This is a genomic window from Bartonella capreoli (assembly GCF_902813205.1).
Taxonomy (GTDB): domain Bacteria; phylum Pseudomonadota; class Alphaproteobacteria; order Rhizobiales; family Rhizobiaceae; genus Bartonella; species Bartonella schoenbuchensis.
In genome coordinates this window covers 1-19,226 of sequence record NZ_CADDZX010000004.1, presented here as the reverse complement: position 1 = coordinate 19,226, position 19,226 = coordinate 1, and the positions used below count along the sequence as shown (strand labels likewise).

The window sequence follows — 19,226 nt, the reverse complement described above, 5'->3', positions numbered from 1 at the left end:
TCACCTATAAAAAGCCTAAACGCATAATATACGATAAACCTTCAAAGATAACTTAACAAAATTATTGATAATTTAATCAATAATAGATGGTTATATCGCTTAAAGAGCGTAAATATTCTTTTATGTTGATATCATGCTTTTGGCAAGTAACAAGTATAAATACGCACCATTATAATGCATCCATCCTCTTAGTTTGATTTTTTTTTGATATTCGTGGTTAAAAGACTCAACATTTATGAAGAAGGCCAAGATCGATTATTGAAATAATATAACCTATATTTACAGTGTAATTTTACACAATAAAACTAATTTATTAATACAAAAAAAGTGTTTTGTTTAAATGATTAAACGATTCTCCGTCAGAATTCTGAAAGCAGTCTATTGGAATATTATTTGGTATCTTATATGTTGTTTATCCTTTTTTTTGATATTTCAAACATATGTTCAAGGTGCAGATGCGTTAAAACTTATTAACCTGCGGACAATTGGTGATAATACATCTACACGTATTATTGCAGTTTTTAATGCTGAACCAAATTTTCATTTAGAAATTTCTGACAACCCCTCACGTTTGGTTATCAATCTACCTCCAGTTGATTTTTCAACACAAAATATGCCTTCAAATAAACAAAATATACTATCAAGTATGCTATCTGATGTACATTATAGTTTTTCCGATACACAAACCTCATATATCACTCTGACAAGCAAAATCTCCTTTATTATTGAAAACAATACAGTGCAAAAATTAGAGAATGGTTTATGGCAGCTATTGATTGATATCACCCAAAATACACAGAAAAAATTGAATGAAATTTCGACAAAACAACAAAAAGTCGACCAAAATATAAAAAAACAGTCCAATCCAAAGCATCATTTTCATGTTGTGCTTGATCCTGGTCACGGTGGAATTGACAGTGGTGCACAAGGTATTACTGGAATTTTAGAAAAAAATATAACATTAGCTTTTGCACGTGCATTGCAAAACGAGTTAGAAAAAGATTCTAATATTAATGTGACTTTAACACGCGATTGCGATGTGTTTTTAAGGTTAAGTGAAAGAGTTAAAAAAGCACAAAATTTTAATGCCGATCTTTTTATATCTATCCATGCAGATAGTATTAATATTCCTTCTCTTCGTGGCGCTACGGTCTACACCTTATCTGATAAAGCATCCGATGCAATTGCAAAAACTTTAGCGGAAGTTGAAAATAATGCAGATCTTCTTGATGGATTGCCTGCAGAAGAATCGCATGAAGTTACAGATATTTTGATTGATCTGGCTAGACGTGAAACTCATATACTTTCACTTAATTTTGCTGATCTTATTATTTTAAATTTATCAAATAATAAGATTAATCTGATCAAAAATCCTCATAGATACGCTGATTTTCAAGTTTTAAAAGCTCCAGATGTACCTTCCGTGTTGATAGAAATAGGCTATTTATCTAATAAAGAAGATGAGAAATTATTAAATAATTCTCAATGGCGGCATCAAATAGTTGTTTCTCTTGCCCATTCTATTCGTCAATTTGCCCAGTATCGGAAGGAAATTATGCAGTTTCCTTAAATATTTGAAAAAGTAAAGTATTGATATTAAATTTTGATAACAAAATAATATAGATTAATCTTGCATTTATTTCAATTTAATAACACCTATTAATGATAAAATTAAAATATGTTTCCTTTGATCAATTTTAAAGAAAGCGATATTCGTTTCAATGATGACTTTTTTTAGATATCTGCTTAGTTTTCTCACAGCTCTTGGATTTTGTGGAGTTATGGCGTGGGTGGTAATGACGAGTAGCCAAGCTGACGAACTTCCTGATTACGAGGTCCTCTCATTGTATGAACCACCTGTGATGACGCGTGTTCATGCAGCCGATGGTCGTCTTATGGCAGAATTTGCGACGAAACATCGTCTTTATTTACCAATCGAATCAATTCCAAATCTTCTTAAAGAAGCTTTTATTTCAGCTGAAGATAAAAATTTTTATCACCATTTTGGTTTAGATCCCGAAGGTCTTTCTAGAGCTTTAATTAATAATATCATTAATATTGGTTCTGGCCGACGTCCAGAAGGAGCATCAACCATTACACAACAAGTTGCTAAAAATTTCCTTTTAAATTCGGAAGCAACGCTTGAACGTAAATTAAAAGAAGCTATTCTTGCTATACGTATTGAGAAGACTTACTCTAAAGATCATATTCTTGAACTTTATCTTAATGAAATTTATCTGGGGCGTAGTACCTATGGTGTCGCAGCAGCTTCATTGACTTACTTTAATAAATCTGTCCACGAACTTACTTTAGAAGAATGCGCTTATCTGGCAGCTCTTCCTAAGGGACCTGGAAATTATGATCCATTTAAAAATACACAACGCGCTATTGAGCGACGTAATTGGGTTATAGATCGGATGGTGGCAAATGGATATGTAACACCAGAGCAAGGTAAACAGGCTAAAGTAAAACCCTTGGGAGTAAAAGTACGTGGTAGAGATAGTTATGTTTTTGCTGCTGACTATTTTACTGAAGAAGTACGTCGTCATTTAATGCATCACTACGGGGCTACAACACTTTATGAAGGTGGTCTTTCAGTTCGTACAACACTTGATCCGCATTTACAACTTATTGCGCGGCGTGCTTTGCAAGATGGTTTAATCAAATTTGACCATTCACGAGGGTGGCGTGGAACTTATAAACATATCGATACTACAGATGATTGGGGTATAGCACTTGCAGATATCACTGGACTAAGTGATGTGCCTGAATGGAATTTAGCAGTTGTTCTGTCTTCTATCGCTGATAAAATAGAGATAGGTTTGCAACCAAAGCGTGAAAATTCAGGTTTATTATCAAAAGAACGAGTAATTGCTGCATTATCTATAGAGCAATCAAAATGGGCATTGAATGTTATTGGCGAAAATGATCGTCGAACAACTGCTAAAAAATTATCAGATGTTCTACATGTTGGTGATGTCATTTTTGTTGAAAAAATATCAAATACAGACAATGTCTATCGTTTGCAACAAATACCAAAGATTGAGGGGGCCATTGTCGCTATGGACCCTCATACAGGACGCGTTCTTGCAATGGTTGGTGGTTTTTCTTTCTCTGAATCCGAATTTAATCGTGCAACACAAGCTTATCGCCAACCTGGTTCTGCATTTAAGCCTTTTGTTTATGCAGCAGCACTGGATAATGGATATACACCAGCATCAGTAGTCTTGGATGGTCCTGTTGAAATTCTTCAAGGCAATGGTCAAATTTGGCAACCCAAAAACTATGGTGGTACTTTTGCGGGGCCTTCAACATTGCGTTATGGTATTGAACATTCTCGTAACCTTATGACCGTACGTCTTGCTCATCATATGGGAATGCCATTGGTTGCTGAATATGCAGAGCGTTTTGGAGTTACAGATAAATTACCACCTTATCTTTCTATGGCTTTAGGAGCTAGTGAAACAACAGTTTTACGGATGGTAACGGCTTATTCAGTTATTGCAAATGGAGGGCATTCAATTAAACCTTCTTTTATAGATCGAATTCAAGATCGTTATGGAAGGACTATTTACCATCATGATGATCGTCTTTGTGAAAATTGTAATGTTCAATCATGGAATAATCAAAGCGAACCAACATTAATTGATGAACGAGAACAAGTTCTTGATCCTATGACAGCTTATCAGATTACATCAATGATGGAAGGAGTTATTCAGCGTGGAACTGCTGCACGTTTGCGTTATCTTAATCGGCATATTGCTGGCAAAACAGGTACGACTAACGAATCAAAAGATGCTTGGTTTATAGGATTTACACCTGATCTTGTGGTTGGTGTTTTCATTGGCTATGATCAACCAGCTTCATTAGGACGTACTGGAACGGGAAGTTCATTGGGAGCGCCTATTTTTGGAGAATTTATGCAAGCCGCTCTAAAAGACAAACCAAATGTACCATTTAAGATACCAAAAGGTATGATTTTAATGAAAATTAACCGTAAAACCGGTATGCTCGCTACAGCTGACGATAATGATGTTATTTTGGAAGCATTCAAACCAGGAACTGGCCCTGCTGATGTATATCAGGTCATCGGTGAAACTAACTCCTTCCAAGAAGGTGTTCCAACAGTAACCACTTCTCCACAGGTTAATAAAGCCCTTCAGAATGGTTCTGGTGGATTATATTAATTAAAAAGTAATTTTTTGATATGGTAGATAACTATGAATAATGTTCAATTATTTCTATGCTGTAGCTATAATCAGATAAGTTTATGAGAGCATAATATCCATTCTTATTGCTATAAAATAAAAGAATTTGTAACAAAAAAATTAAAACTAAGGGGTTAAATTGTGCGCGCAGAAATAGAAACATTGGTTGATGAAATACAGCAGGCTATTAAATTGCTAAGGAGGCATCTTTGACTGGGATCAGTCATTAAAACGTCTTGAATATCTCAATCAAAAAGCTGAAGATCCGTCACTTTGGAATGATACACAACAAGCGCAAGATATGATGCGTGAGCGTCAATGTCTCGAAGATTCAATAAATGGTATTCGATTATTTACGCAAACACTCGAAGAATGTATTGAATTAATTGCAATGGGCGAAGAAGAAAGTGATGAGGAAATTATCACCGATGCAGAAAATACAATACGTAAACTTAAAAGTGAGATAGATAAACGGCAAATTGATTTACTTCTTTCAGGAGAAGCAGATTCAAACGATACTTATTTAGAGATTCACGCTGGGGCAGGGGGGACAGAAAGCCAAGATTGGGCTTCTATGCTTTTACGCATGTACATCCGCTGGGCTGAACAGCATAAAATGAAAGTTGAGGTATTAGAAATTCATGACGGAGAAGAAGCTGGTATAAAATCAGCTACGATTCTCGTAAAAGGGCATAATGCTTATGGTATGCTAAAAACAGAATCAGGTGTTCACCGCTTAGTACGCATTTCACCTTTTGATTCGAATGCAAGGCGTCATACTTCTTTTGCAAGTGTTTGGGTTTACTCCGTTGTTGATGATAATATTGAAATTGATATTTCAGAATCAGATATCCGTATTGATACCTACCGTGCATCAGGAGCTGGAGGGCAACATGTCAACACGACAGATTCTGCAGTTCGTATTACCCATATAAAAACGGGCATTGTTGTTCAATGCCAAGTAGAGCGTTCTCAGCATAAAAACAGAGCAACAGCTTGGTCCATGTTGCGCGCACGCCTTTATGAAGAAGAGCTTAAAAAGCGTGAAGCAGAAACCAATGCTATTGAGGCTTCTAAAACGGAAATTGGGTGGGGGCATCAAATTAGATCTTATGTTCTTCAACCCTATCAACTTGTTAAAGATTTGCGCACAGGTGTTGAAAATACTGATCCACAAACTGTCCTTAATGGTAATTTAGATGCGTTTATAGAAGCAGCGCTCGCTCAACGTGTTTACAAACAAGACCTCATAATTGAAGAAAACACTGAGTGATGATACCAATCTATTATATTAAAATCTTCACTGATATTATTACTCGATCTATTAATTTTTAATCTATATATCAAATCATTAATTGGTAAAATTGAATTAAATCCAGGATAGTAAACATTGGACTCTTATCAAGGATGTTAACTGAATTCGTAACCATTAATGAGATAATGCATGCGCAGCGGTTAAAACATTTTCGGCATGTCCAGATACATTAACTTTGCGCCACTCTTTTGCTATTTTTCCTGTTGCATCAATGAGAAAAGTGCTCCGCTCAACCCCCATATACTTACGCCCATACATGCTTTTTTCAACCCAAACACCGTAAGCTTCAAGTGTAGCTTTTTCCTCATCTGAAACAAGGATGATGTCAAGTTCATGTTTTGCTTTAAATTTATCATGTTTGCTAACATTATCTGGAGATATACCAATAATGATAACTCCTATTTTATCAAACTCTATTTTTAATCGTGTAAAATCAATTGCTTCACTTGTGCATCCGCTCGTATCATCTTTTGGATAAAAATATAAAACAACTGGCTTACCTCGAAGATTAGAAAGACGTAATTGCCCTCCACCATCACGTGGCAAATCAAAATCAGGGGCGATATCACCTTTCGTTGGTCTTGTCATTGCACTTTCTTTCTTTTTTATACAAGTATCAAATTTTTAGATTACATAACACAATAACGCTTTATTATATACGATAGTATTATTATGTATAATTGAAATGATAAAAATGAATTATGAGAACCTGATTATTATAAGAAGTTAAAACTTTTATGATTTAACAAAATATAAGAAATTATAAAAAGAGATCAAGAATAGAGATAGCTTATAACGGCTTAACCAAGACATGCTTCTTCTTACCAAAGGAAAGCTTAATTACTCCTATTTCACTGACATCATCTTCCACAATAAGGCGCGTTTCGTCTTCAACAATTTTATCATTCACACGTACACCACCACCTTGAACATGTCGGCGTGCTTCACTATTAGACTTGGCTAATCCTGCTTGTACTAAAAGAGAAAGCAATCCAGTGCCTATTTTTAATTCTGTAGCGTTAACTTCAATAGTTGGGAGATTATCTGCAAGTGTTTTTTCTTCAAAAGTCTTACGTGCAGTTTCTGCAGCTGCATTAGCAAGAACTTTTCCGTGTAACATGGCTGTAATTTCTGTTGCAAGAATCTTTTTTGCTTCATTAATTTCAGTGCCTTGTAAAGTGGAAAGTCTGGCAATTTCATTCATTGGTAACGTCGTATACAGTTTTAAAAATCGTATAACATCAGCATCTTCCGTGTTACGCCAATATTGCCAAAACTGATAAGGTGAAAGCATATCTGAATTAAGCCATATTGCACCATTCAATGATTTGCCCATCTTTGCACCAGAGGAAGTTGTAAGCAGTGGTGAGGTTAATGCATATAACTGCGGTGCTCCCAAGCGATGTCCCAATTCAATGCCGTTGATAATATTACCCCATTGATCTGAACCACCCATTTGCACACGTAATCCATAGCGCTTATTAAGTTCAACAAAATCATAAGCCTGCAAAATCATATAGTTAAATTCAAGGAATGATAAAAAATTCTCACGTTCAAGCCTGAGTTTAACAGAATCAAATGATAACATACGATTGACTGAAAAATGTCTTCCTATATCGCGCAAAAATTCTAGATATTTTAAATCGCACAACCATTCAGCATTATTGACAATGCGTGCATCAGTTTTTCCATCACCAAATGTTAAATAATTAGCAAAAACTTTTTCAATGCCAACAATGTTTTTAGCAATATCATCTTGTGTTAAAAGACGCCGCGCTTCATCTTTAAAAGAGGGATCACCGATTATACCTGTTCCACCCCCCATTAAAACAATGGGGCGATGACCTGTCTTTTGTAGCCAATGGAGCATCATAATTTGAAGAAGACTTCCAGCATGAAGACTTAAAGCAGTGGGATCAAATCCAATATAAGCGGTTACAATCTCTTTTGAAAAAAGATCATCTAGGCCTTTTTCATTTGAAATTTGATGGATAAAACCACGCTCGCTCATAATGTGTAAAAACTCAGATTTAAAGGCAAACATGGATTTCTTTCCTCATAAATATTACTATCCGTTTTTATAGCTGAAAGCTCATCACTATTTTTTACACATGGTACATACGTAATTTACAAAGAAACTAAAAATGTTAAGCCAATAAAGAACACATGAAAGAAACTTCAAGAAATGACATTGATATATTTTGCTTAAACTATTTTCTGTTCATATCATTAATTGCACAACATACCTTTGTATTTATAAAAAAGTACACTACAAATTCAAAATACTTCTTATGAAACGCCGCTTAGCCACTAGTATGATCTTTTTTTTTAATACTTTCAAGAAAGCGCCAATATTTCACGTGGACAACCTAACAACTCGCTCGCAAGATGATTGTCTAAATATTGTGAACATCGTTCAATAAGTTCCTTATGACATCCACTAAAAAAGTGGTTAGCACCTTCCAGTGTTTCTTGTGTAATAGTAATGCTTTTTTGCGTCTTTAATTTATCTACAAGAGCTTGAACATCTTTTGGGGGAGCAACCTTATCGATATCCCCATGAATTATAAGGCCTGAAGAAGGGCAAGGGGCAAGAAATGAAAAATCGTAAATATTAGGTTGAGGAGCAACAGATATAAAGCTCTCAATTTCTGGTCGACGCATTAAAAGTTGCATACCAATCCACGCACCAAACGAATATCCTGCTACCCAACAATTTTTAGAGTCAGGATGCTGTGTTTGCACCCAATCAAGCGCAGCAGCAGCATCTGAAAGCTCTCCCGTTCCATAATCAAATTCGCCTTGACTGCGACCAATACCACGAAAATTAAAACGTAAAGTAATAAATCCACGCTGTTGAAACATATAAAATAAATCATAAACGATTTTATTATTCATTGTTCCACCAAACTGAGGATGAGGATGCAGAATAATTGCAATTGGTGCATTTTTTTGTTGTGAAGGCTGATAACGCCCTTCAAGGCGGCCTGCAGGACCGTTAAAAATGATTTCTGGCATTCACTGTTCCTTAAGTTATAAAGAGGCTCTCATTGACCTTGATTAACTTTCATATAAAATTTATTTATATGATTTTACTTTATTAATCGTTAGATATTCTGTTTTAGATGCATTTTTCAAGAAAATTGCATTATTTTTCTTAAAATCAATTAATAAAATTACTAGTTGGGATTTAAAATGGCTGTAAAACGCCGATATTTTGATCATAATGCAACAACACCGCTCACAAAAAAAGCAAAAATAGCATTATTCAAATCTTTAGAAACATTTGGTAACCCATCATCCGTTCATGCAGAAGGCCGCGCTGCTAAAGCTTTATTGCAAAAAGCACGCCGGCAAATTGCCGACAGACTTAACGCAAACCCAAATCACGTTGTATTTACATCTGGCGCGAGTGAAGCAGCAATGACATTATTGACCCCTTTTTATAACATGGGTTATTCTAAAGTTCAATTTTCCCACCTTTATATTGGTGCAAGTGAGCATCCATCTATTGCACAAGGGGGGCGTTTTTCTAAAGAATTGATCAGCACAGTTCCAGTTGATCACAATGGTTTAATCCAACAAGATAATCTAAAACTCTTACTGGCTTCTCACGATAATAAAAAAGGCTTACCCCTTGTTGCCATTCAAGCTGCTAACGGTGAAACTGGTGTTGTTCAGAAAATGAAAGAGATAGCTGCTATTGTCCGAAACGCTGGAGGTATTCTTATTGTTGATTTGGTACAATATGTAGATAAAAATCCTATTGAAATCAATCAATTCGGTGGTGATTTTTTTATATTATCAGCCCATAAAATTGGCGGACCTAAAGGGATTGGGGCTTTTGTTTCATGCGGAAACCTTCTCATGCCGCAACCCCTTATTATTGCTGGTGGACAAGAAAAAGGAATGCGTGGTGGAACAGAAGCGTTACCACTTATTGCTTCTTTTGGAGCCGCGATGAGTGATCCTTTTACGCAAGAAGAGGTAGAAAAATTACTTTATTTACGCGATAAATTAGAAAATGGCCTCCAACAAATTAGCAATGACGTTGAAATTTTTGGTAAAAACGTTCAGCGTTTGCCTAATACCACTTATTTTTCTGTACAAAATATAAAAGCCGAAACAATGCAAATTAGTTTTGATTTGGCAGGATTTGCTGTATCGGCAGGTTCTGCTTGCTCTTCAGGAAGAGTAAAACAAAGTAAAATCTTAGAAGCAATGGGGTACCACATTCCAAACGGTGCAATCCGTGTTTCAACAGGGCGCTGTACAACTTCTGAAGATATCGATGATTTTTTATTGGTTTTTTCTCAAATAATAAGTAATAGTAAAAAATAAAATTTGTCATTAAAAAAAATTAAAGCTAATTTTAAAACTTGATTGAAATTGTCCTCTTTTGCATATAATTTAAAGACTGAAGTACTCGCTTTGGTCTTGTAAATAAGATCTTTAATCACCGGTCCTTAACACCGGCAAGAATGGAGAAAACTGATGCCGGCAGTACAAGAGACGATACGCCAGGTACGTGAGATAGACGTTGATCAATATAAATACGGCTTTAAAACCGATATTAAAACGGATAAAGCACCAAAAGGCTTAAATGAAGATATTATCCGATTCATTTCTGCAAAAAAAAATGAACCTGAATGGATGTTAGCTTGGCGTTTACAAGCTTTTCATCGTTGGACTACAATGGAAGAGCCTCAGTGGGCGCGTGTTGAATATCCTAAAATTAATTTTCAAGAATTTTATTATTATGCTGCTCCTAAAAATCATACGGGACCAAAATCTTTAGATGAAGTGGACCCTGAGTTATTAGCAACGTATGAAAAGCTTGGTATTCCTCTTAAAGAGCAGGAAATCTTGGCAGGAGTAAGAAAACAAGCTGATCGCTCTCCTCTTAATGATAATATTTATGGATCAGGACAAGTAGCCGTTGATGCAGTCTTTGACTCTGTTTCTATTGTGACGACATTTAAAAAAGAATTAGCACGTGCCGGTGTCATTTTTTGTTCTATTTCAGAAGCAATTATTGAACATCCTGCCTTTATTAAAGAATATCTAGGAACAGTTGTACCAGCTGGTGATAATTATTATGCTGCTTTAAATTCTGCTGTCTTCACAGATGGTTCATTTGTTTATATTCCTAAAGGGGTTCGTTGCCCTATGGAGCTTTCAACCTATTTTAGGATTAATGAACGCAATACAGGTCAATTTGAACGAACATTGATTATTGCAGATGAAGATTCCTATGTTTCTTATCTTGAAGGATGTACAGCACCTCAACGTGATGAAAATCAGCTTCACGCTGCTGTTGTTGAACTTGTTGCACTTAAAAATGCAGAAATTAAATATTCTACAGTACAAAATTGGTACCCTGGTGATAAAGAAGGGAAGGGGGGTATTTATAATTTTGTAACTAAACGTGGAGATTGTCGGGGAGACAATTCCAAAATTTCATGGACACAGGTTGAAACTGGTTCCGCAATTACCTGGAAGTATCCGTCTTGTTTGTTACGTGGTGACAATTCACGTGGAGAGTTTTATTCTATTGCTGTTGCAAATGGTCATCAACAAATCGATTCTGGTACTAAAATGATCCATTTAGGCCAAAACACATCAAGTCGTATTATTTCTAAAGGTATTTCTGCCGGTTTTTCAAACAATACTTACCGAGGGCAAGTCACGGCACATAAAAAAGCGCAAAATGCACGTAATTTTACTCAATGCGATAGTTTGTTAATTGGGAACAATTGCGGTGCTCATACAGTTCCTTATATTGAAGCAAAAAATGCAACGGCTCACTTTGAACATGAAGCAACAACATCAAAAATCTCTGATGATCAGCTTTTTTATGTGATGCAGAGGGGAATTCCTGAAGAAGAAGCTATCGCATTAATTGTTAATGGTTTTGTAAAAGAAGTCATTCAGAAGCTTCCTATGGAATTTGCTGTTGAAGCGCAAAAGCTCATCGCTATCAGCCTTGAAGGTAGTGTAGGCTAATTCGTGTATTTGGTAAATTTGATGAAAGTTAGATTATAAAACAGCAAGACCAGGATTAAATTATGTTAGAAATAAAAAATTTGCATGCTCGTATTGTTGGAGCCAATACAGAAATTATTCGCGGTTTAAACTTAACTGTTCAAAACGGTGAAGTTGCAGCCATTATGGGACAAAATGGAGCAGGAAAATCTACTTTATCATATGTACTTGCTGGTCATAATGATTATGAAGTGACAGAAGGCAATATTCTTTATAATGGACAATCTATTTTAGAAATGGATCCAGCAGAGCGTGCAGTGTATGGTATTTTTTTAGCATTTCAATATCCAATGGAAATACCTGGTGTTGCAACAATGGAATTTTTAAAAGTTGCAATAAACTCTCAGCGTAAAGCTCGTGGTAATGAAGAGCTTAAAATTCCTGAATTTATTAAACGTATAAAAGAAATTGCTTCTAAGCTTGAAATAGATATGTCCATGCTTAAACGCCCATTGAATGTTGGCTTTTCTGGTGGAGAAAAAAAACGAGCTGAAATTCTTCAAATGGCTCTCCTTGAACCCACTCTTTGTATTCTAGATGAAACGGATTCTGGTTTAGACATTGATGCACTAAAAATTGTTGCCAATGGCGTTAATAAACTTCGCAATTTAGAGCGCTCATTTTTGGTCATTACTCACTATCAGCGTTTGCTCGATTATATTGTTCCAGATACAGTACATGTCCTTTATCAAGGCCGTATTATTAAAAGTGGAGATAAAACACTAGCACTTTATCTAGAACAAAATGGATATGCTGACATTATCAGTAAAACAGCCTGAGGCCATTGAATATGAGTATAGACTCACAACAAGAATTGATAGCTATTGAAAAGGATATTATTAATAAATTTATCCAACGTATGGATCATTTGCCTGGCAATAGGGAAGTGCAAACAATACGTAAGCAGGCCATTGAATTATTTCAAAAAACGGGGCTTCCTTCCCGTAAAATTGAAAACTGGCATTATACTAATCTACGTACTTTATTAAAATCTATTAGTGACTTTTCAGAAATAAATAATGAGCAACTGATCGATGCATTACTTGCAGAAAATATTGTCTTTTCTATCGAAAACGGCAAAATACGTACATCATCACAAATAGCAGGTGTCATAGTAGAAAGTCTTGCAGATGCATTGAAAGAAAATCATGCAAAAATAAATCAAGTCACGACAGATAAAGATTTTATTGCACAATTAAATACAGCTTTTGTTACAGATGGTTGGCTTTTTCAGATTCCTGAAAATACAAAATTAGATAATCCAATTGAATTGCAAAACATTCAAATGGGTGGGCAATCACATATTCTTTCAGAAATTAAAATTGGCAAAAACAGTCAAGCTATGATCATCGAGCGCCAAATTGGTGGCAATAAAGATACTTTTGCCAGCTCGATATTTTCATTACATGCTGCAGAATATAGTAATGTTACGTGGATTATTATCCGAGATAGGGGATTCGATTCTACACAATTTAGTCGATTTCACGCAGTGCTTGATAAAAATGCTCAATTATCGCTTTACGTGGTTAATATAGGTAGCCAGCTTAACCGCCAAGAAATTGATATTGAATTGCAAGGGCAAGAATCTAATTTTCAGCTACGTGCAATAAATTTATTATCTGGGCAAACGCACAGCGATCTTACAATGACCGTTCGTCATATTGAAGAAAAATCAACTTCTACTGAAATTATACGTAATGTTGTTACAGATAAGGCGTATGGTGCTTTCCAAGGAATGATACACGTTGCACAAAAAGCCCAAAATACAGATGCACGCATGGCTTGTAATAGCCTCATTCTTTCTGATGATGCACAATTTAATGCAAAGCCTGAACTAGAAATTTTTGCTGATAATGTTGCATGTGGTCATGGTGCGACAGTTGCTAAAATCAATCATGAATATCTTTTTTATCTGATGGCACGTGGTATCCCTCTTAAAATTGCTCGTGAGCTTTTAGTTAAAGGATTTATTTCTGAATTAATTGATGACATCGAGCAAGATAACATTCAAGCTATTTTGGGTGATATCATTGGTGAGTGGTTAAAAAAGAATATTTAAGGCATAAAAATGGAAAATTACGGACAAACATTGAATTATAATGTAGAAGAAATTCGATGTGATTTTCCTATTTTACAATGTGATGTTTACGGTAAACGATTGGCTTATTTGGATAGTGGAGCATCTGCTCAAAAGCCTCAATCAGTTCTTAATGCAATGAATAATCTCTATCAGTGCCATTACGCTAATGTGCATCGAGGAATGCATTTTTTATCAAATACGGCAACACAAGCTTATGAAAATGCTCGTGAAACAGTTCGCGCTTTTTTAAATGCTCAATCAGCTCAAGAAATTGTTTTTACGAAAAGTGCGACAGAGGCTATTAATACTGTAGCCTACGGTTGGGGTATGCCTAAACTGAGTGAAGGTGATGAAATTGTTCTTACAATTATGGAGCATCATTCAAATATTATTCCTTGGCATTTTATCCGTGAACAGAAAGGTGTTAAACTTATTTTTGTGCCAGTTGATGAAAATGGTATTTTACATATTGAAGAGTTCCAAAAAGCTTTAAGTGATAAAACACGGCTTGTTGCGATTACCCATATGTCCAACATATTAGGGACTGTTCCTCCCATCAAAGAAATGATTAAGCTAGCACACCAAAATGCTATTCCTGTACTTATTGATGGTTCTCAGGGAGCTGTACATTTAACGGTTGATATGCAAGATCTTGATTGTGATTGGTATGTTTTTACTGGTCATAAGATCTATGGCCCCACAGGTATTGGTGTTCTTTATGGCAAAAAATGTCGGCTAGAAGAAATGCGCCCTTTTCAGGGAGGAGGAGAAATGATTAACGAAGTGACAACTGATAAAGTTTCTTATAATAGTCCTCCATATCGCTTTGAAGCCGGCACTCCTCCTATAGTGGAAGCTATTGGGTTAGCAGCTGCTATTGATTATATACAAGAGAAGGATAGAAACGCGATTTACGCGCATGAAATGGCGCTTTCAACCTATGCACATGAAGGGCTTAAAACCGTTAAATCATTACACATTTATGGCCGTTCTCCAAATAAAGGTGCTATTATATCTTTTCAAATTGAAGGTATTCACGCACATGATATCGCGATGTTTATCGATCGGCAGGGGGTTGCCATACGTGCAGGAACACATTGCGCGCAACCTTTATTGCAGCATTTTGGTTTAACATCTACTTGTCGTGCGTCATTAGCTATGTATAATAATCACGAGGATATTGATCAATTAGTTGAAGCATTGGAAAAAGCAAGGAAATTTTTTAATGGTTAAACCAATTGAAGCATGTCACTCTAGTGAATCTGTTGACATAAAAAATGAAGAAGAAAAAACTTGTATATCAACAATTCCAAAAGCTGAAATTGAGCGTATGACAGATGATATCATCTCTGCTCTTAAAACGATTTACGATCCAGAAATACCTGCTAATATCTATGACCTAGGGCTAATTTATCGCGTTGATATTGAAGACGATCGTTCAGTAAAAATCGAAATGACACTCACCGCACCTGGTTGCCCTGTAGCAGGTGAAATGCCAGGGTGGGTAGAGAATGCTGTAAATGCAGTTGAAGGTGTTTCATATGTTGAAGTGATTATGACATTTGATCCACCATGGACACCCGATTGTATGTCAGAAGAAGCACAAGTCGCTACTGGATGGTACTAAAAACGCCACCTTCTTAAAGTATAAAAAAGATGGCATTTTCTTCCTTAATTTACCATGAAAGAAATGCCACCTTTATAATTTTATCCATATTTCTTTTAAAAGAAAATATGACAGAAAGCTAAAATGAGAACATTGTAATTATTTTATAACACCACACGCTAAACGCGCACCACCAGCACCTACTGATGAAAAAGTGTCTTCTCCTATGTGTATCATCAACGAACGGTTTCTAATTTCAGTAAGTTTTTTAATACGTGGAGCAAGAACACTCATGCTTGCTCGACCTTGCGCGTCAACATAAAGCATGGGCAAATCACCAAGATGGCCATTTATATTGTAAGGTCCAAGATGTTTATTGGTATTTTGTGGATCATAGTGCCCTCCTGCAGCGCCGCCAATTACACCATCTTTCGGATCACATGAAGGATACATATGTACGTGAAAACCATGAAAACCTTCTGGTAATGAAGACAGATCTGGTATAAAAATCAAACCATATTCATTTTCTTGAATTGTAACCTTACCAATAGACTTCTTTAGATCGTTTTCTTCCAGCCTATAAATTGTTACTTGAGTTGATTCTGCTAAAGCAAAAATGCTAGAATATAAAAGCATGAGTAATGTTAATAAGGGAAAGACTTTATTCATAGAGCACCTTTCATATCTAATTTAAATTAAACAAAAAAGTTTTCTTTTTAATAATCTAACGTATTAATTTCCCCGCTCATGTTCTACCTGTTTACAATATTTTTATAATTTTGTAAATTTTGTGACAAAAATTTTTTCTGATGTAAAATCAATATGTTATTATGTATTTTTCTTAGCCCTTAATTTTAAGTACCTTCTGACATACTACAAAATATCTTCATATACTTCTAAGCTGATCTGTATCAGTAATTGAAATCTGCTAAAAGCTAATAGTCAATCTTAATTTCCTGATTTATAAACGAAATTCATTATTTAAAGTTCTGTAGAATTTATTTTTTATGATTGTGTCATTTTTATTATAGCTCTTTTTGAAAAGATTCTGTAATGGGGATAATGTATCATTATGTGGTTCTCAACATTATCTTCGGAGTAACTCATGAACACAAAATGTTTAATCAGCACATCCATTATTACTCTATTTACAGCTTCTGTAGCACAGGCTGCAGATATTATGGTACCTCGAGAGTCGAGGCCTGTTGTTTCACCCCCTCAAGCATCAAAGCAAATTTCACCACCTGTTGAAATGAGTCCTAATTCTGATATTCCACCAGTCATTTCTGCACCTACTTTTTCTTGGAATGGTTTCTATCTTGGAGGGCAGATTGGTGGTTTTTCAGGTAAAACAGGTATCAGTTTATACGCTAAAAAAGGTCTTGGTACAAGAGAATGGACACCGGTTGAGAAAGATACATTGCCTCAACTTTCCGGTTTCATGGGAGGTCTTTATGCAGGAGCCAATGTTGATTTAGGGAGTAGTCTTATTCTAGGCGTTGATACGGATATAGTTTGGTCTAATAAACAGGATACAAAAGTTGTTGCTAAAAGAAAATTTGAAGGACTAGAACTAGAAGAAATAGAAGAGGTAGAGGGGATAGAAGAAGAAAGTGAAAGCCGTTCATATGAATATGCATCTACGCCGCGGTTGGAAGCTGTAAATTACCCAGAAATTCTAAGACATCAAGTATCTAGTGCAAGGAGTACAGAGTCAGAGCGTGAAGCCTCATCTTCAAGAGAGAAGAGGAATATTAGAACAAAACGGACACACCAGACACAAAGTAGTAGTCAATCATCTCAACAGAATGGGCAGACTCAAGCTCAAAATTCTGAAACAACACAACAACGAGCAGCACAACAGCAAAGATTAGAAGCCAGACCTTCAGTTTCAGAATATTCATACGAGAGGTCAGCTTTGCCTGTAAGGCATATAAGAGAAACAGAGCAAGTAAATGAAACAGTGGGAGCTACTAAAGTTTATAGTAGTACTTTAAAACAAAAATGGTCTGGTGCTACACGAGTACGTATAGGTTTTGCATTTGATCGTATTGTGCCTTATATCGCTGGCGGTGTTGCTTATACGCAGCTTCAAAATACCTTTTCACGATCAATTGAAATGGAAAGTCACGAAATAACTTCTTCTAGCTTATCGGATACAAAAATGATGGTGGGTTATACTCTTGGTGGTGGTGTTGATTTTGCGATGGCTGACAATGTTATTTTACGTGCGGAATATCGCTATTCAGATTTTGGTAAACAGAAATTTGCTAAGGACAAATTAGAACTTGATTACCAGACCAATGATTTTCGGGTTGGTGTTGCTTATAAATTCTAATTTATTTAGGACTTTAATCACTTTAAAAGCTCTACCTACGGTAGAGCTTTTATTTTTTCCGCTGTTGTGTTTTCTCAGATTAGGGGAGAAGAATCATTATAGTCTCATACTTATACCTAATAACGAAAAAAATTGCTTAGATTCTAACCTTAGTTATATTACTCACATAACCAAAAAATAAATACATTATAGTTTCTGCAAACCTTAGTGGCGGAGGGGGTGGGTGCGCTAAATATCAATAAAATCAATAGATTATATAGAAGTTAGGGATTTTTGATTCTATTGATTTTATTAAGTTTTTTGTGCACTATCCCACACCTTTTTGAAGTTTTTTAATTGCTTCTATAGCAAGTCGTTTTCTGTCAGCTGTTTTTGTATAGAGTGATGCCATACGGTCTTCAGTCCACCCAAAAATTGCTTTAAGTTGTGCAACGGTAGCGCCTGCATTGGCAGCTCTTGTAGCAGCTAATTTTCTCAAACCATGAGCAGATTTCTTAACACCAGCTTCATTACACGCTTTCCTAAACAGATTGCCAAAACTTTCTTTGATTAGTTTTTTGCCTTCTTTTCCGCAAATAAATGTCTCATTTCCAAGGGGACCCATTTCAAGTGTTTTTGCTAACTCAGGTAAAATGGGAAGAAAAACATCTGTCTGAAATTTGCTTTTTTCTGTCTTTAAATGAATAATATTATCTTTAACATCCTTCCAACCGATGCGTACAGCATCTCCCCTTCGTAAGCCTGTGTAGAGAAGAACATCAATCCATACCCGTTCATGAGTACCAAGAGGCCATCGTTGATGATATTTATCGATATCTTCTTCTAACCATGGAGAAAAACCCTCTGTGTTAAAAGATTTTGGTGGTTTGATATTAAAAGCAGGATTTCTGTACAAAAGAGAATTATCAACTGCCCAATTGAAAAGGCCATTTAAGGTTGTCAAAAAATGCCTTGCAGCAGCAGGAGTCTCACGTCTTCTCTCTACTGCATCAAGAATATGCTGTTTTCCTATACTTTTATAAGAACAAGTACCAATATGTTGAGAAATATTGTTTAGGATTCTTTGTTTAACTTTTTTGGTTGATTCAGCTTGATTATGCCATTGCATACTTTGCAAATATTGGTGCATTAGCCAATCAAAAGAACCTTCCATAAGTCTAGTACGTTTTATTTGTCTTGGAAGGCCGTTTTGCGCTTCTTTGAGAGCCAGTGTATAATTGTCAACAAATTCTTGTGTACCATAGGTTCCACGCACTCTACGTCTTGGACCATGGCCAATACGCACATACCATATAATCTTGCCATGACGCGTGATTTCCTTAACAAGGTGAGGCGGCCGTGGTTTAGGCATGACTAGAACTTAATACCGTCAACAGAACGGCAAGTGTTTTGAGTATTATATTCTTCTTGCTCGTCTTCCAATGGAGGAAAATCATCAATGTTAAAGAGATTACAGTCTTTAGTTGATGGTGTTGTTATTGCTTTAAGATAAATTAACAGTTCACCGGTTGGTTTGATTTCAATTAACTCACAACCTTGCTTTTTAGCCTCTCGTAAAGCCCGAGCAATGGCTGGCTGTGTTATAGTAGGGTGGCGATGAGCCATGTTGAATTTCCTTAATTTTGAGTGCACTT

At 35.8% G+C, this 19,226-nt stretch carries 16 protein-coding genes; 10 read left to right on the top strand and 6 right to left on the bottom strand.

The window, feature by feature from the left end:
- The first annotated feature begins 340 nt into the window (after positions 1-340).
- The 3 genes from J7R05_RS04460 (at position 341) to prfB (ending at position 5,481) form a co-directional block, all read left to right on the top strand.
- The gene (locus tag J7R05_RS04460; protein WP_208541356.1) at positions 341-1,570 is read left to right on the top strand and encodes an N-acetylmuramoyl-L-alanine amidase family protein; all 1,230 of its coding nucleotides are present in this window, start codon (positions 341-343) and stop codon (positions 1,568-1,570) included.
- A gap of 151 nt (positions 1,571-1,721) precedes the next feature.
- Positions 1,722-4,187, top strand: coding sequence for a penicillin-binding protein 1A (locus J7R05_RS04455; RefSeq protein WP_208541355.1), 2,466 nt, complete (start codon positions 1,722-1,724; stop codon positions 4,185-4,187).
- A gap of 162 nt (positions 4,188-4,349) precedes the next feature.
- A protein-coding gene (gene prfB / locus J7R05_RS04450; protein ID WP_208541354.1) for a peptide chain release factor 2 occupies positions 4,350-5,481 on the top strand; the annotation gives its coding sequence in 2 pieces (ribosomal slippage) (positions 4,350-4,418 and positions 4,420-5,481; 1,131 coding nt in all).
- A gap of 156 nt (positions 5,482-5,637) precedes the next feature.
- On the opposite strand, the gene J7R05_RS04445 is transcribed toward prfB, so the two are convergent.
- The 3 genes from J7R05_RS04445 to J7R05_RS04435 all read right to left on the bottom strand — a co-directional run bounded on the left by J7R05_RS04445 (position 5,638) and on the right by J7R05_RS04435 (position 8,541).
- Positions 5,638-6,111, bottom strand: coding sequence for a peroxiredoxin (locus J7R05_RS04445; RefSeq protein WP_208541353.1), 474 nt, complete (start codon positions 6,109-6,111; stop codon positions 5,638-5,640).
- Positions 6,112-6,313: 202 nt separating this feature from the next.
- Entirely contained in the window at positions 6,314-7,567 is a 1,254-nt protein-coding gene (tyrS, locus tag J7R05_RS04440) for a tyrosine--tRNA ligase (protein WP_208541352.1), read from the bottom strand.
- A 293-nt stretch (positions 7,568-7,860) separates the two neighbouring features.
- Positions 7,861-8,541 carry an alpha/beta hydrolase gene (locus tag J7R05_RS04435; protein ID WP_208541351.1) on the bottom strand — a complete coding sequence of 227 codons (681 nt, stop codon included), beginning with the start codon at positions 8,539-8,541 and terminating at the stop codon, positions 7,861-7,863.
- A gap of 177 nt (positions 8,542-8,718) precedes the next feature.
- Between J7R05_RS04435 and J7R05_RS04430 the strand changes: the two genes are divergently transcribed.
- The 6 genes from J7R05_RS04430 (at position 8,719) to J7R05_RS04405 (ending at position 15,275) form a co-directional block, all read left to right on the top strand.
- Positions 8,719-9,864 (top strand): cysteine desulfurase family protein, encoded by a 1,146-nt coding sequence (locus J7R05_RS04430; RefSeq protein ID WP_208541350.1) that lies wholly within the window; start codon positions 8,719-8,721, stop codon positions 9,862-9,864.
- A 153-nt stretch (positions 9,865-10,017) separates the two neighbouring features.
- Positions 10,018-11,529, top strand: coding sequence for a Fe-S cluster assembly protein SufB (gene sufB, locus J7R05_RS04425; protein WP_208541349.1), 1,512 nt, complete (start codon positions 10,018-10,020; stop codon positions 11,527-11,529).
- Between the two features lie 62 nt (positions 11,530-11,591).
- Positions 11,592-12,347: a Fe-S cluster assembly ATPase SufC gene (sufC, locus tag J7R05_RS04420; protein ID WP_208541348.1), complete on the top strand. Its 756-nt coding sequence runs from the start codon at positions 11,592-11,594 to the stop codon at positions 12,345-12,347.
- A gap of 11 nt (positions 12,348-12,358) precedes the next feature.
- Positions 12,359-13,627, top strand: coding sequence for a Fe-S cluster assembly protein SufD (gene sufD / locus J7R05_RS04415; protein WP_208541347.1), 1,269 nt, complete (start codon positions 12,359-12,361; stop codon positions 13,625-13,627).
- 9 nt (positions 13,628-13,636) lie between these two features.
- The gene (locus J7R05_RS04410; protein ID WP_208541346.1) at positions 13,637-14,881 is read left to right on the top strand and encodes a cysteine desulfurase; all 1,245 of its coding nucleotides are present in this window, start codon (positions 13,637-13,639) and stop codon (positions 14,879-14,881) included.
- On the top strand, positions 14,874-15,275 hold the full coding sequence (locus J7R05_RS04405; RefSeq protein ID WP_010703796.1) for an SUF system Fe-S cluster assembly protein: 402 nt from the start codon (positions 14,874-14,876) through the stop codon (positions 15,273-15,275). The genes J7R05_RS04410 and J7R05_RS04405 overlap by 8 nt, the downstream gene beginning before the upstream one ends.
- Before the next feature lie 138 nt (positions 15,276-15,413).
- On the opposite strand, the gene J7R05_RS04400 is transcribed toward J7R05_RS04405, so the two are convergent.
- On the bottom strand, positions 15,414-15,923 hold the full coding sequence (locus tag J7R05_RS04400; RefSeq protein ID WP_208541345.1) for a superoxide dismutase family protein: 510 nt from the start codon (positions 15,921-15,923) through the stop codon (positions 15,414-15,416).
- Positions 15,924-16,359: 436 nt separating this feature from the next.
- Here J7R05_RS04400 and J7R05_RS04395 point away from each other — a divergent pair, with 436 nt between their 5' ends.
- Positions 16,360-17,592 (top strand): outer membrane protein, encoded by a 1,233-nt coding sequence (locus J7R05_RS04395; protein ID WP_208541344.1) that lies wholly within the window; start codon positions 16,360-16,362, stop codon positions 17,590-17,592.
- A 307-nt stretch (positions 17,593-17,899) separates the two neighbouring features.
- Here the strand turns inward: J7R05_RS04395 and J7R05_RS04390 are convergent, their stop codons facing one another.
- Together J7R05_RS04390 and J7R05_RS04385 are read right to left on the bottom strand one after the other, a co-directional pair.
- Complete coding sequence (locus J7R05_RS04390; protein WP_208541343.1) at positions 17,900-18,943, bottom strand: tyrosine-type recombinase/integrase; 1,044 nt, start codon at positions 18,941-18,943, stop codon at positions 17,900-17,902.
- 2 nt (positions 18,944-18,945) lie between these two features.
- Positions 18,946-19,197, bottom strand: a complete 252-nt coding sequence (locus J7R05_RS04385) for a hypothetical protein (protein WP_208541445.1) — start codon at positions 19,195-19,197, stop codon at positions 18,946-18,948.
- Between the last annotated feature and the right edge of the window lie 29 nt (positions 19,198-19,226).

Excerpts from the sequence above, each read along its gene's own strand:
- J7R05_RS04460 (WP_208541356.1), top strand. The coding sequence starts at position 341 with ATGATTAAACGATTCTCCGTCAGAATTCTGAAAGCAGTCTATTGGAAT.
- J7R05_RS04455 (WP_208541355.1), top strand. The coding sequence starts at position 1,722 with ATGATGACTTTTTTTAGATATCTGCTTAGTTTTCTCACAGCTCTTGGA.
- J7R05_RS04445 (WP_208541353.1), bottom strand. The coding sequence starts at position 6,111 with ATGACAAGACCAACGAAAGGTGATATCGCCCCTGATTTTGATTTGCCA.
- tyrS (WP_208541352.1), bottom strand. The coding sequence starts at position 7,567 with ATGTTTGCCTTTAAATCTGAGTTTTTACACATTATGAGCGAGCGTGGT.
- J7R05_RS04435 (WP_208541351.1), bottom strand. The coding sequence starts at position 8,541 with ATGCCAGAAATCATTTTTAACGGTCCTGCAGGCCGCCTTGAAGGGCGT.
- J7R05_RS04430 (WP_208541350.1), top strand. The coding sequence starts at position 8,719 with ATGGCTGTAAAACGCCGATATTTTGATCATAATGCAACAACACCGCTC.
- sufB (WP_208541349.1), top strand. The coding sequence starts at position 10,018 with ATGCCGGCAGTACAAGAGACGATACGCCAGGTACGTGAGATAGACGTT.
- sufC (WP_208541348.1), top strand. The coding sequence starts at position 11,592 with ATGTTAGAAATAAAAAATTTGCATGCTCGTATTGTTGGAGCCAATACA.
- sufD (WP_208541347.1), top strand. The coding sequence starts at position 12,359 with ATGAGTATAGACTCACAACAAGAATTGATAGCTATTGAAAAGGATATT.
- J7R05_RS04410 (WP_208541346.1), top strand. The coding sequence starts at position 13,637 with ATGGAAAATTACGGACAAACATTGAATTATAATGTAGAAGAAATTCGA.
- J7R05_RS04405 (WP_010703796.1), top strand. The coding sequence starts at position 14,874 with ATGGTTAAACCAATTGAAGCATGTCACTCTAGTGAATCTGTTGACATA.
- J7R05_RS04400 (WP_208541345.1), bottom strand. The coding sequence starts at position 15,923 with ATGAATAAAGTCTTTCCCTTATTAACATTACTCATGCTTTTATATTCT.
- J7R05_RS04395 (WP_208541344.1), top strand. The coding sequence starts at position 16,360 with ATGAACACAAAATGTTTAATCAGCACATCCATTATTACTCTATTTACA.
- J7R05_RS04390 (WP_208541343.1), bottom strand. The coding sequence starts at position 18,943 with ATGCCTAAACCACGGCCGCCTCACCTTGTTAAGGAAATCACGCGTCAT.
- J7R05_RS04385 (WP_208541445.1), bottom strand. The coding sequence starts at position 19,197 with ATGGCTCATCGCCACCCTACTATAACACAGCCAGCCATTGCTCGGGCT.